Origin of the sequence: Bradyrhizobium sp., from assembly GCF_049581145.1 — a bacterium.
In the GTDB taxonomy this organism is placed as follows: Bacteria; Pseudomonadota; Alphaproteobacteria; order Rhizobiales; family Xanthobacteraceae; genus Bradyrhizobium.
In genome coordinates, this window is sequence record NZ_JBAURI010000399.1 from 1 (window position 1) to 11,153 (window position 11,153).

Here is an 11,153-nt window from a genome sequence, read left to right on the forward strand (position 1 = left end):
CCTCGGGTGTGACGGCGCGGGCGCGCAGCCGCTCCGCGAGGCCGAGACCGACCAGGATGCGGCTGGCATTGGGTGAAAGCTGCAGCCCCGCGCCGGCCTCCTCGAGCCGTTCGGCCTTCTCCAGCACGACCACGCGAAAGCCCCGGGCAGCGAGCGCCAGCGAGGCTGTCAGCCCGCCGATGCCGGCACCGGCGATGAAGATCGTTCGTCCCGCAGCCACCGTCTCTGGTCAGGTCAGGCGACGTCCTTCAGCACGCATTCGGGCGGGCGGGCTTCGCCGGCGCCGAGATCGGGCGCAAAACGATACAGCGTGGAGCAATACGGGCAGATGATTTCGTCGTCGTTGCCGAGGTCGAGGAAGACATGGGGATGATCGAATGGCGGATTGGCGCCCACGCACATGAATTCCTGCGAGCCGATCTCGATCACCGGCACGCCGGCATCATTGTGGAAGTGCGGAACGACATGGTCGGCCATCGTATTCACCTTGGTGGCAATGGAAGCGGACGCAATCAACCCGACGCGCTGGCGTTGAATCGCGGCGCACCATACCGGCGCCGTGGGTTGATTCCCATAGCCTGGCCGCTCATTGCGTGGGCCAAACCTGGCGTCAAAATCGACACAATCCGGCCGTCTGAAAAGCCCTTCTTTCGTCGGGGCTGTTGTGTCCGAAATTCGGCGCACTATCTCAAGGCGAGTGGAAAGCTGCGCGAGCGCCGGGTTGTTTGGCATGATGCGACGGAATCATTCGGCACTCGTCGGCCTGGCGGTCAGCGTGGCTGTGATGGCCGCGCTGTGGCCGCACGCGCGCGAGGCCACAGCTCTGCTCTCGGCGCAGGGCGACCCTGCAAAACTCAGCGATCTCGAGCTCGATACCGTTTTGCGGAAAAACCAGGGGTTGATCGCCGACAACATCGATGCGGCGCTCAAGGCCGGTGATGCCGACCTCGCGAGCAGCTTCGTCGCGCTGGCAAGGGACAGGAATATCCCGGTGACGGACGAGCTTGCGCGCCGGGTGGCCGATGCGGTCACCGAGCAGAGCTCCGCCGGCCATGTCGCCAAGCGCTTCGTCTCGGGCCTCGTCACCGGCAATGCCGATGATGTCGCGAGCCTGTCGGGCACGGTCACCGGCGATCTCTTCGTGTTCGGCGATATCCGCGACGTGGTGCGCGAGGGCAAGCATCTGGCGATGGGCGAGCATACCGACCGCCTGATCCTGGGTCTTGCGGCCGCCGGCCTTGCGGTGACGGCGGCGACCTATCTGTCGGCCGGCGGTGCCGCGCCGGTGCGGGCCGGACTGACGCTGGTCAAGGACGCGCGCAAGGTCGGCCGGCTCGGCGAGGGCCTTGCCGAATGGGCCGGCCGCTCGGCGCGCGACGTCGTCGATACGCCGGCGCTGGAGGAGGCGGTCGCCTCCTCGTCGGTGCTGGAGCCCGAGAGCAGCGTGAACGCGATCAAGGCGGCGTTCCGGGCCGAGAAGGCCGGCGGGCTGGTGCGTCTCGCCAAGGACGTCGGCCGGGTCACCGAACGAGCGGGGACGCGCGGGGCGCTCGATACGCTGAAGCTCGCGGAGGGTCCGAAGGACGTGGAGCGGGCGGCGCGGCTGGCCGAGGCCGAGGGCGGACAGACCCGCGCCATCCTGAAGATTCTCGGCCGCGGCGCGCTGTTGCTGCTGGGCGGAACCTTCGACCTCACGCTCTGGCTGTTCGGCGCGCTGCTGGCGCTGTTCGGGCTGTTGTCCTCGATCAAGGCCACCACCGAGCGGGCGACCCAATCGTGGCTCGATCACAAAAAGGCCAAGCGTTTGCGCAAGTTGACGGTCGCCACGGGCAGCCCGCGCGCCGCGATCGCGGTCGTGCGGGGCTAGATCCGCCGGCCATTTTCGCAGCCGACCTTTTTCCTCAAAAAACGGACTCATCGATGCCGAGCTTTCACAACGACGCCGTCGAAATTGCCTATCTCGACGAAGGCGAGGGCGATCCGATTGTGCTGGTGCACGGCTTTGCCTCCAGCAAGAACGTGAACTGGGTCTATCCGACCTGGGTTTCGGAGTTGCGCAAGAACGGCCGCCGCGTGCTCGCGCTCGACAATCGCGGCCATGGCGATTCCGGCAAGCTCTACGATCCCGCGCAATATTCGATTCCCGCCATGGCCGGCGATGTCATAGCCCTGATGGATCACCTCGAGATCCCGCGGGCCGATATCATGGGCTATTCGCTGGGCGCGCGGATGACGGCGTGGCTCGGACGCAATGCGCCGGAGCGGCTGCGCTCGGCGATCCTGGGCGGCATCGGGATCTCCATGATCGAGGGCGGCGGTCCGGGCGAGAATGTCGCGCAGGCGCTGGAGGCGCCGACCCTGGATGACGTGACCGATCCGGTGGGGCGGACCTTCCGCGCCTTTGCCGACCAGACCCGCTCCGATCGGCTGGCGCTGGCCGCCTGCCTGCGCGGCTCGCGCGGCCTGATGAGCAAACAGGATGCCGCCGCCATCGACGTGCCGGTGCTGATCGCGGTCGGCACCGCGGACGAGGTCGCAGGCTCCGCGGAGGAGCTCGGACGGATCATCCCGGGCTCGGAAGTGCTGGACATTCCCAACCGCGACCACATGCGGGCTGTCGGCGACAAGGTCTACAAGACCGGCGTCACGGACTTTCTGTCACGGCGGCGCTGACGACAGCGCCATCCTGCTCGTCGTCGCCGAAATGACGCGCGGCGGCGATCAGTGTCGTGAACGTGGCGATCCACACCATGCGCGCACCGTAACGATCGTGCGGTCCCGATATGACGCCGCAAATGAATGCGTTGCCGAGCAGGGCCAGCGAGACGGTCGTCGCCAGACATGCCAGGTCATCGAACCGGCGGCGATAGACCGCAAGTCCGACCATCCCCGCGACCACCAGCATCGAAAAGAGCGCCACTGGAACATGCAGCCGGTTGACCGTTGCGAAATCGATCTGCGAACGCTGCTGGTGCGCAGCGCGCATCGGCTTGACCTGCGCGGGTATATAGTGCGCGATGATGCCGTAGGTGTGGGCCAGCCAGCCGGTGGAGCCTTCTCCGGTGGCGACATGGACCAGTTGCCGGGCGGTCGCAGTCAGCGCAGCCTCCGCCTGCCAGAGCGGATATTCCGCCAGCGAATGCGTCACGATATGGCCCATCTCGTCGTTCAAGCCCTGAAACCGGCCGAGCGCATCGAACATGCTGTCGCCCCACAGGAAATCGTCGCCGGTGGCCGGCAGGTCGTGGCGATACGGGCAGAGCTTGAGTTGCTCCTGCGCGCAGTGATCGCCGAGATATCGCGCCACGATGCCATCCTGCAGCATCCGCCCGAATGCCACGCCGTAGCCGCCCGGCGTCCATGCGAATTGTCCCGATAGCGCAAAATTGGCCGCCAGGAGCATCGCCGCACCGGCGGCCACGGTCAGGCTCCCCTGCACGAGCCCTGACAGGGCGATCCGCCCGCGCAGAAAGGGGCGTGCGATGAAACCGCAGCAGCACAGACCCAGAAGCACGCCGAGCGTGGCGCTATGGGTCGCTGCGGCGAACGCGGTGAAGACGAAGAGCAAGGACTTCTCGATGCCGGATATCCTGTCTCCCTGCAGCACCAGGATGTACAGAGCGAGCACCGCCAGACCGGCGAAGATGTCGGTCAGGAGCAGGCTCGCGAGCCACGGCAGCGCGGTGGTCAGGATCAGCAGCAGACCGATTGCCACGAGCCGAAAGGGCTGGGCCATCCCGAGCACGCGCAGCGTCAATTGCAGGATCCATAGCGTGGCCAGTGCCTGGATCCCAAGGTTGATCCAGAAGCCCGAATTCTCGCCATAGTGCAGATAGAGACCGAACACCGTCGAACGGCTCGGCACCAGATAACCTTCGTACCAGCGCGCGAGATAGCCGCCGGTGTCCCATTGCAGCAGCGGATAGCCGTTCCACAGTGCCGGCGCGATCAGGAACAGCGGGATGGCAACGACGGCGATCCGGGCGAAACCCGAGTCGGCAAAGCGCGCGCGTAACGTCCGCGTGGTGATGCTGCTTCCGTCCATCTCGGGCCACCATGCCGGGGATGGAGGGTCGGCCGGTATAAGCCAATAGTTTGAAGCCAACCCGCTTGATTTCGAGGGAATCGCTGACCACTTTGACGGCGATTACCGGTGGTCGGGTCTCGGCAGCCGGGAATTGCGCCGATTCGGTATTCCCGGGTCGAGAAACAAGCCGTTCACCCTTGCGGGGATGTGGTCGGGACTCGGTCCGGCAGCCGTGCTATGAAGCGCGGCAAGATGAACTTGCGGGAGCAGTCTATGGCGATGCATCAGGTCCATCCGCATGGCGGCAGGCTCACGACGCTCGATCCGATCTGGGATCGGATCCGCGGCGAGGCCGAAGCCATCGTGCATCGCGAGCCGGAGCTTGCCAGTTTCATCTATTCGACCGTGCTGCATCATGATCGTCTGGAAGAGTCGGTGGTGCATCGGCTGGCCGATCGCCTCGACCACTCGGCGCTGTCGGGCGACCTGATCCGCCAGACCTATGACGAAGCGCTGCGCGCCGAGCCCGATCTCGGCAATGCCTTTCGCGCTGATCTGGTCGCGGTCTACGACCGCGATCCCGCGACCGCGCGCTTCATCGATCCCTTGCTCTATTTCAAGGGTTTTCACGCGCTGCAGACCCATCGCCTGGCGCACTGGCTCTATCACCAGGGCCGCAGGGATTTCGCCTATTATCTGCAGAGCCGCTCCTCCGCGGTGTTCCAGACCGACATCAACCCGGCGGCGAAGATCGGCCGCGGCGTGTTCCTCGACCATGCCACCGGCTTCGTGTGCGGCGAGACCGCCATCATCGAAGACGATGTCTCGATCCTGCACGGCGTCACGCTCGGCGGCACCGGCAAGGAGAATGAGGACCGTCATCCCAAGATCCGCCACGGCGTGCTGATCGGCGCGGGTGCGAAGATCCTCGGCAATATCGAGATCGGCCATTGCGCCCGCATCGCCGCAGGCTCGGTCGTGCTCAAGCCGGTGCCGCACAATGTGACGGTCGCCGGCGTTCCCGCCAAGATCATCGGCGAGGCCGGCTGCAGCGAACCGTCGCGCACCATGGACCAGATGATCAGCGCGATCGGGCTGTGAGGCCCGAGCCATGACTTTCTGTCCAACGGCCTTCTAAAGCCATGGATTTGCTGATAGTCTTGCAGCGTTGAAAGTGGCAGGCTCGGCAAGAACTTGGCTGTGAGTGCGCATGTGAGATGGGACACTAGCCCTTCGCGTCGTCCCGTCCTAAAACCCCCGCAAATCAACGATCCGATTGGAGACCGCCGTGGACGTTCAGGAAGTCAGGAAGCTCGACGCCTATCTCAAGCGCGTGTTCGCCAATCCCAGGATTCGCGTGGTGCCGCGGCCGAAGAAGGATGATTCCGCAGAGGTCTATATCGGCGAGGAATTCATCGGCGTGCTGTTCGTCGATGACGAGGACGACGACCGCTCGTTCCAGTTCCAGATGGCGATCCTCGAGGACGATCTGGTCGAGCAGGGCTGAGCGGGCGGCGCCAGGATCGGCGCAAGATCACCCCAAGATCACCCCAAGATCGGCTCGGTCGGGTGGATTGCCTTGTCCGCAGCACGCGCGAGCGCTATCTCGCCGCGTGCAGCTGCAGGGTCAGCCGGTCCATCGCGTCCGCCACGTCGCGCCATTGCGCGAGCCAGCTCCGCGGAAAGCGAAAGGTCAGATCGGCGCCCTCGATCCGGCGCTCGCTGAGGCACATTCCGGGTGTCGCCGCATCGCGGCTGCAGCGCGCGGTCAGGTACGGCGCGTCGGCAACGAACAGATCCTCTCCGCCATAGGGCGTGCCGCGCCGGAATCCGCGCATCGTCAACCCGTCCGGACCGGGGGTGGAGGCGTCCTCGAGATAACGCGGATAGATCGTGCGCAGCCGCACCTCCGGCGCCAGCGCGCCCTCATGCGCGGCGATCGACAGGAAGATCCGGTCGATCGCAGGCGCGGGCTGTTCCAGGGTTTCGGCGCCGACAGGCCTTTGCGCATCCCTTGACGCATTCGTTGACACATCCCTTTGCGCATCCCTTGCCGCATCCGGCGGCTCGAGCGAGGGGTAGCTGAAATTGAGATCGATGCGTTCCTGGGGTCCGGAGTGCCGCTGGATCTTCATGCGGATCGAAGCGGTCGGGACGTTGAACAGGGTGCCGCCGATGCTCACCGGCAGCCGTTCCGGGGCAGTCGAGCCGGTGGCGTTCCAGGTCGGCCACAACAGATAGGCGACCAGCGCGATCGCGCCGGCGGCAAGCGCGGTTGCCGCCAGGATCGGAAGCAGATGGCCGCGGCCCTGCCAGTCGCGTGCGCTCAGGCGGGCGGTCGAAAACACTGTCATCAGCGAGGCATCACAGGGGAGGTCCGGTACCGGCGAATCAGCCGGAATATGCCACGCCAAGTGAGCCTTCCGCAGGAAATCCCGCAGGCCATGAGCCGCGCGCCCGCGAGCTGGCGCCGGCAATGTTAACCTTTTCTTAAGGATGATCTGGCGCCGGCCCTTCGATTTTGCGACAAGAGCGCAGGGTTTGTGGTTACGGAAGAGTTCCGATGTCGCCTGAAGCGTTGAGTTCCCTGTTCGCCCTGTGCATCGGTTTTGCCTTCGCCGGCGCGCTCGCGAGCGGCTATCAGGCCTTCGCGCAGCGTCCCGCCGGTTTCGGATTGCTGCAGGAGGGGGTGGTGCCGCAACGCTTCGCCGCCGTGCCCTTCCTGGTTTTCGCAGCCCCCTTCATCATCATGCGCAACACGGTGCGCGGCGTGAAGATCGAGCGGCGGCGGTTCGAATTCGTGATGATGGCGACCGTCATCGCCGGCTTCTGGAGCATGATGTCGGGGACCTTCTTCCTGATGACGCTGCGCGCCGCAGGCGTGTTGGCTTGAGCGTGTTGGCTTGAGCGTGCTGGCTTGACTCCTGGGGCCGACGCGGCTCGATCGCGCCATCGCTCATATCCTTAGCTCTTGCCCTTGCAGCTCTTGCGGCGGTTGAAATAGCGCCGCCCGCCATGGCAAGCTCGCCTGAACAGGGAGATCTTGATGGCGATCTACGAGCTCGACGGGCAGGCGCCCGAACTTCCCGCCGACGGCAATTACTTCATCGCCGATACCGCGACCGTGATCGGCAGGGTGCGCCTGCTCGCTTCTGCGAGCGTCTGGTTCGGCGCGGTGCTGCGCGGCGACAATGAATGGATCGAGATCGGCGAGGGGTCCAATGTCCAGGACAATGCGACCTGTCACACCGACCTGGGATTTCCGCTGACGATCGGCAGGAACTGCACGGTCGGCCACAACGTCATCCTGCACGGCTGCACGCTCGAGGACGGCGCGCTGGTCGGGATGGGCTCCATCATCATGAACGGCGCCAGGATCGGCCGCGACAGCATCGTCGGCGCCGGCGCCGTGATCACCGAGGGCAAGGAGTTTCCGGCCCATTCCCTGATCATCGGCGCGCCGGCGCGGGTGATCCGGACGCTCGAGCCCGCGCAGGTCGAGCGGATGGGCGGCGCCGCGCGGTTCTATGCCGCCAACGGGCCGCGCTTCGACAAGGGACTGAAGAAGATCGGCTGACGGACCGGCTTCGCAGCCTCAACTGCCTTCGGACTCGCCGGCCTCGATCTCGTGGGCCACGACCTCATGCCCCGCGGCCCACAGCGAATGGTGCTCGCTGCCGTCGGGATAGGGATTGGCTTCGGCCGGATGTTGTCGCGCGCGGCCTTTTGGCCTTCTTCGAACGGGTCTGGCTCTGGATCGGGCGTCATGATTTCGCTCTGCTCGCTCGCTTGGATTTCGGGCTCTTCTTCGCCGTCTCGGATTTCGGATTGTCGGACTTCAAGCTCCCGGAGTTCGGGCCGGTCTTCGGCGCCGGTTTGCCGGCCGCACTTTTGCGCAGCGCGTCCCGCAGGTCGATCGGGATGCCGTGCTTCTTCAACAGGTCGGCGAACGCTTCGTCCGCGAGCTCCTGAAACGTCGCCATCCGGTCGCGCGCCAGTTGCCTGAGCTTGTCGAACGTATCCTCGTCGAATGCAATCAGTTTACGCATGGCTGCCTGGTGGCTGCGCGAGGTGAGAGGTCCCTGGCGTTTTGCCAGGGCCTCGCAGACCAGCAGCGAAGCCTCCCCGGGTCAAGCGCGCGTTCCCGCTGCGCCGGCGTCAGATCGGCGAGCCCGCGCGCGAGCGCGACATCACCCGGGCGCTCTCAACCCAGCACGCCGTATTTCTTCAGCCAGGCCTGCATCCGGTTCCAGGCATCCTCGGCGGCTTCCTTGCGATAGCTCGCACGATAGTCGGCATGGAAGCCGTGCGGGGCGCCGGGATAGGTCTTGAACTCCGCGGTCTTCTTGTCGGCGGCGAGCGCCTCTTTGAACGCTTCGACCTGCGCCACGGGAATGCCGGTGTCGGCCTCGCCGTAAAGACCCAGCACCGGCGCCTTCATCTCGGGCGCGAGCTGCATCGGGCTCTTCGGCCAGAGCGGATTCGGCGGATCGACGGGCGGGCCGTAGAACGCGACGCCGGCTTTCAGACCGGCGTTGTGCGCGGCGTATTCCCACACCGTCCGGCCGCCGCGGCAGAATCCGATGATGCCGAGACGCGAGGTGTCGCCACCCTGCGACTTCGCCCAGGCGACGGTCGAGTCGAGATCGGACAGCAGCTCGGCGTCGGGCTTTGCGTTCACGATCGGCAGCAATTGCTGGATGTCGGTGATCTTGGTGAGATCGACGCCGCTGCGGAAATAATAGTCCGGCGCCACCGCGAACGCACCGAGCTTGCCGAGGCGCCGCGTCACGTCCTTGATGTATTCGTGCAGGCCGAAGATCTCCATCGCCACCAGCACGACAGGCGGGTTGGTGACGCCCCTCGGCCGGGCGAAATAGCCGGGCATGTCGCCGTCGGCGACCTTGATCTTGATAGCGCCGGCGTCGAGGCCGTTGGTGTCGGTCGTGATCACGTCGGCCCGCACCGGCCCGGCGGCCAGCGTATAGCCGGCCGCGACGGCGGCAGACGCGGTCATGAAGCCGCGGCGCGAGAACGGCGCGGTCGTCGTCAATCCAATGGCATCAGATGTCATTTGGGACGTCTTTTCGGACGTCCTCGTGGGCTCGGCACTCATCGGTTAGCTCCTCCAGCCAATCAAAAGCGTCTTCGCGCGAAAGCGAGCGGCTTCGTGCGCACTGAACCGCGCGACGCGGCCGCATTCAGCGAATAATCGACCGGAAACGCAAATCACCTGCCGGCGAGGCGGCCGCCCTGCAGGCCCTGGTCGAGGTCATGCGCGGACCGGGCGGGAGGCCGCGGACGGCGAGCGCCGGCGCCCAAGCCCGCAGCCTGTGCTGCCGGATGAGCCGAGATGCGGTTGCTGCAGGGAGAAAAAAACAAGGTCGTCGACGCAGTATGCCGTCAACGACCTTGCCAGCCCCGGAAATTGAAATCGGCGATGCCTTCCGGTAGCCACCATTTTGACCCGGAATCGTGCGGATGAATGTGAACTGGTTCACATATCGTGCAGGAAAATTTTGCAATCGGTGGGAGGATCGGACGCCGAGGCGCCGGCGGTTCTCCAAGCGATCAGGTCTGCCCGAAGCTCGTCGCGGCCCTCGCGCGTTGTCCGAAGGCCTGCGAGGCTAACCCCGCGCCTTGCCACGCTTCTGGTTGAACGAACTGGCGTGGGCGTGCGCCCTGGCCCGAAGCGGGCTGTTGCGCACAGCCGGTTGCGACGATGGCTCGGGCGGCTGGGCGCTGGCGAAGGAGTGCCTGAGGCCATCGACGGCCTCGGTGAGGCCCGAGACCTGGTCGGAGAGCCGCTTGGTATCGGCCTGCTGGGCGGCGAGCAGGCGCCGCATGGTCTGCAGCTGATCCTGGATCATCTGCAGCTGGTCGATCGATTCCTGCTGGGTGGCTTCCAGTCCGCTGGTTTTTTCGACCAGCTGCTCGGAGGCCTGCGCCGTGCGCGCCTGCAATTGGCGGGTGGCTGCGGCCCGATCCAGTTCGGGCGAAGCGCCCGAATAGGCGCGCCAGAAGCCGATCGCGGCCGCGCCGGTCAGGATGACCAGAAGGGTGGCCGCGGCAAGTGCGATCGGCTGGCTGCCGATGCGGGGCAGGCCGACGTTTGGCGGGTGGCGTGTGAGCCGGATCATGAGATGGCAAAGCCCCAGACCAAGGGAAACGTTCCGTCGCGGGGCGCCGCATCGGCGCAACCCCTGCAACCACGCAAAAAAGCGACCCGGACCCAACGACGCGCGCCGGCATAATAGACGCCGCGACTCGATTCGGGCGCGATATCTTCAGCTTTTGTCGACGAATCCGACAAAATCGAGGCTTGCGGGCCATGATATGGCCTTGGTGCGCGGGTCGGCGGCCGCTGGCCTAGTGAGGGGGTGTCGCGCCCGCAGCGATGGGGAAAGCTGCTCTGCTCCGCGATCTTGGGCCGATCCTCTGCGCAAGATCGCCTCGCGCAGTCTGGCCTCGCATTAACGACCTCGCGCATTTTTTTGGGCGGTTTAACGACTTTCGCCGGGAAAAGGTGCTTGGCTCAGCCGATGGAGCAGCTCCCGCCAGCGCGCGACGACCGTTGTCCGCATTGCCACGTTCCGCTCGAGATCGTGGCCGTCAGAATAGGATTGGCGCGCGTCAGCATGGATTGCATCTGTCCGAACTGCGGCATGGTGCAGCCGCACGATCCGGCCAAGGCCGCGCTGCCGCCAAAAGAGCGTCGCAAGCGTGGCGCCAGTCTGTTCCGCAAAAGGCAGCCGTAGCCCGGCCGCAACCCGCGCAGGCCCTCCGCCGACATCACAATCTGATCACCAAGCGGTCATGAAACCGGACGCCGCCCGGTCTTGGCTGGGGCCGACAAAGCTTGAACCAACAACAATATCGACGTGATCGGGGAGGAGCCATGACGACGTTGCGTGCGATCATGTTCGGCATCACGCTGGCGCTGACACCGAGCCTGCTGGCGCTGGCTTTTTTTCTCTACCGCGAGTGGCTGATCAGCCGGAGCGAAGACACCGGACGGCTCGAGCTGCATGACTAGCGTGCGGCAGGTGCAGGCTCGTTCGCGCGCAACGAGCCTTGCTCGGTGCCTTGCAACCCGCCGCCGGAGCTAGGCCGGCGAGTGCTGGGA

The 11,153-nt window shown here is 65.6% G+C and carries 15 protein-coding genes; 8 read left to right on the forward strand and 7 right to left on the reverse strand.

Annotated elements, in window-relative coordinates; all coding sequences use genetic code 11:
• Together WCB02_RS12880 and WCB02_RS12885 are read right to left on the reverse strand one after the other, a co-directional pair.
• The coding region (locus WCB02_RS12880) for an FAD-dependent monooxygenase (protein ID WP_423958610.1) at nucleotides 1-220 on the reverse strand (220 nt) is incomplete at its 3' end.
• A 14-nt stretch (nucleotides 221-234) separates the two neighbouring features.
• Nucleotides 235-477, reverse strand: coding sequence for a zinc-finger domain-containing protein (locus WCB02_RS12885; protein ID WP_423958623.1), 243 nt, complete (start codon nucleotides 475-477; stop codon nucleotides 235-237).
• A 256-nt stretch (nucleotides 478-733) separates the two neighbouring features.
• Between WCB02_RS12885 and WCB02_RS12890 the strand changes: the two genes are divergently transcribed.
• Together WCB02_RS12890 and WCB02_RS12895 are read left to right on the forward strand one after the other, a co-directional pair.
• On the forward strand, nucleotides 734-1,867 hold the full coding sequence (locus WCB02_RS12890; RefSeq protein ID WP_423958611.1) for a hypothetical protein: 1,134 nt from the start codon (nucleotides 734-736) through the stop codon (nucleotides 1,865-1,867).
• A 53-nt stretch (nucleotides 1,868-1,920) separates the two neighbouring features.
• Nucleotides 1,921-2,673: an alpha/beta fold hydrolase gene (locus tag WCB02_RS12895; protein ID WP_423958612.1), complete on the forward strand. Its 753-nt coding sequence runs from the start codon at nucleotides 1,921-1,923 to the stop codon at nucleotides 2,671-2,673.
• Here WCB02_RS12895 and WCB02_RS12900 read toward each other — a convergent pair.
• Nucleotides 2,645-4,045 (reverse strand): hypothetical protein, encoded by a 1,401-nt coding sequence (locus WCB02_RS12900; protein WP_423958613.1) that lies wholly within the window; start codon nucleotides 4,043-4,045, stop codon nucleotides 2,645-2,647. The genes WCB02_RS12895 and WCB02_RS12900 overlap by 29 nt on opposite strands.
• A 255-nt stretch (nucleotides 4,046-4,300) precedes the next feature.
• Between WCB02_RS12900 and cysE the strand changes: the two genes are divergently transcribed.
• Both cysE and WCB02_RS12910 read left to right on the forward strand, forming a co-directional pair.
• Nucleotides 4,301-5,128, forward strand: coding sequence for a serine O-acetyltransferase (cysE, locus tag WCB02_RS12905; RefSeq protein WP_423958614.1), 828 nt, complete (start codon nucleotides 4,301-4,303; stop codon nucleotides 5,126-5,128).
• A 187-nt stretch (nucleotides 5,129-5,315) separates the two neighbouring features.
• Complete coding sequence (locus tag WCB02_RS12910; protein ID WP_423958615.1) at nucleotides 5,316-5,534, forward strand: DUF3126 family protein; 219 nt, start codon at nucleotides 5,316-5,318, stop codon at nucleotides 5,532-5,534.
• Nucleotides 5,535-5,628: 94 nt separating this feature from the next.
• Here WCB02_RS12910 and WCB02_RS12915 read toward each other — a convergent pair whose 3' ends face one another.
• Nucleotides 5,629-6,381, reverse strand: a complete 753-nt coding sequence (locus tag WCB02_RS12915) for a hypothetical protein (RefSeq protein WP_423958616.1) — start codon at nucleotides 6,379-6,381, stop codon at nucleotides 5,629-5,631.
• A gap of 209 nt (nucleotides 6,382-6,590) precedes the next feature.
• On the opposite strand from WCB02_RS12915, the gene WCB02_RS12920 reads away from it, so the two are divergent.
• Together WCB02_RS12920 and WCB02_RS12925 are read left to right on the forward strand one after the other, a co-directional pair.
• Nucleotides 6,591-6,920 carry a DUF6949 family protein gene (locus tag WCB02_RS12920; protein ID WP_423958617.1) on the forward strand — a complete coding sequence of 110 codons (330 nt, stop codon included), beginning with the start codon at nucleotides 6,591-6,593 and terminating at the stop codon, nucleotides 6,918-6,920.
• A 153-nt stretch (nucleotides 6,921-7,073) separates the two neighbouring features.
• Entirely contained in the window at nucleotides 7,074-7,604 is a 531-nt protein-coding gene (locus tag WCB02_RS12925; RefSeq protein WP_423958618.1) for a gamma carbonic anhydrase family protein, read from the forward strand.
• A 187-nt stretch (nucleotides 7,605-7,791) separates the two neighbouring features.
• On the opposite strand, the gene WCB02_RS12930 is transcribed toward WCB02_RS12925, so the two are convergent.
• The 3 genes from WCB02_RS12930 to WCB02_RS12940 form a co-directional block, all read right to left on the reverse strand.
• Nucleotides 7,792-8,076, reverse strand: a complete 285-nt coding sequence (locus WCB02_RS12930) for a hypothetical protein (RefSeq protein WP_423958619.1) — start codon at nucleotides 8,074-8,076, stop codon at nucleotides 7,792-7,794.
• A gap of 155 nt (nucleotides 8,077-8,231) precedes the next feature.
• The gene (locus tag WCB02_RS12935; RefSeq protein ID WP_423958624.1) at nucleotides 8,232-9,044 is read right to left on the reverse strand and encodes a dienelactone hydrolase family protein; all 813 of its coding nucleotides are present in this window, start codon (nucleotides 9,042-9,044) and stop codon (nucleotides 8,232-8,234) included.
• A gap of 610 nt (nucleotides 9,045-9,654) precedes the next feature.
• Nucleotides 9,655-10,167, reverse strand: a complete 513-nt coding sequence (locus WCB02_RS12940; RefSeq protein WP_423958620.1) for a hypothetical protein — start codon at nucleotides 10,165-10,167, stop codon at nucleotides 9,655-9,657.
• A 390-nt stretch (nucleotides 10,168-10,557) separates the two neighbouring features.
• Here WCB02_RS12940 and WCB02_RS12945 point away from each other — a divergent pair, with 390 nt between their 5' ends.
• Both WCB02_RS12945 and WCB02_RS12950 read left to right on the forward strand, forming a co-directional pair.
• The gene (locus tag WCB02_RS12945) at nucleotides 10,558-10,785 is read left to right on the forward strand and encodes a hypothetical protein (protein WP_423958621.1); all 228 of its coding nucleotides are present in this window, start codon (nucleotides 10,558-10,560) and stop codon (nucleotides 10,783-10,785) included.
• Nucleotides 10,786-10,925: 140 nt separating this feature from the next.
• Entirely contained in the window at nucleotides 10,926-11,063 is a 138-nt protein-coding gene (locus WCB02_RS12950) for a hypothetical protein (protein ID WP_423958622.1), read from the forward strand.
• Nucleotides 11,064-11,153 lie beyond the last annotated feature (90 nt).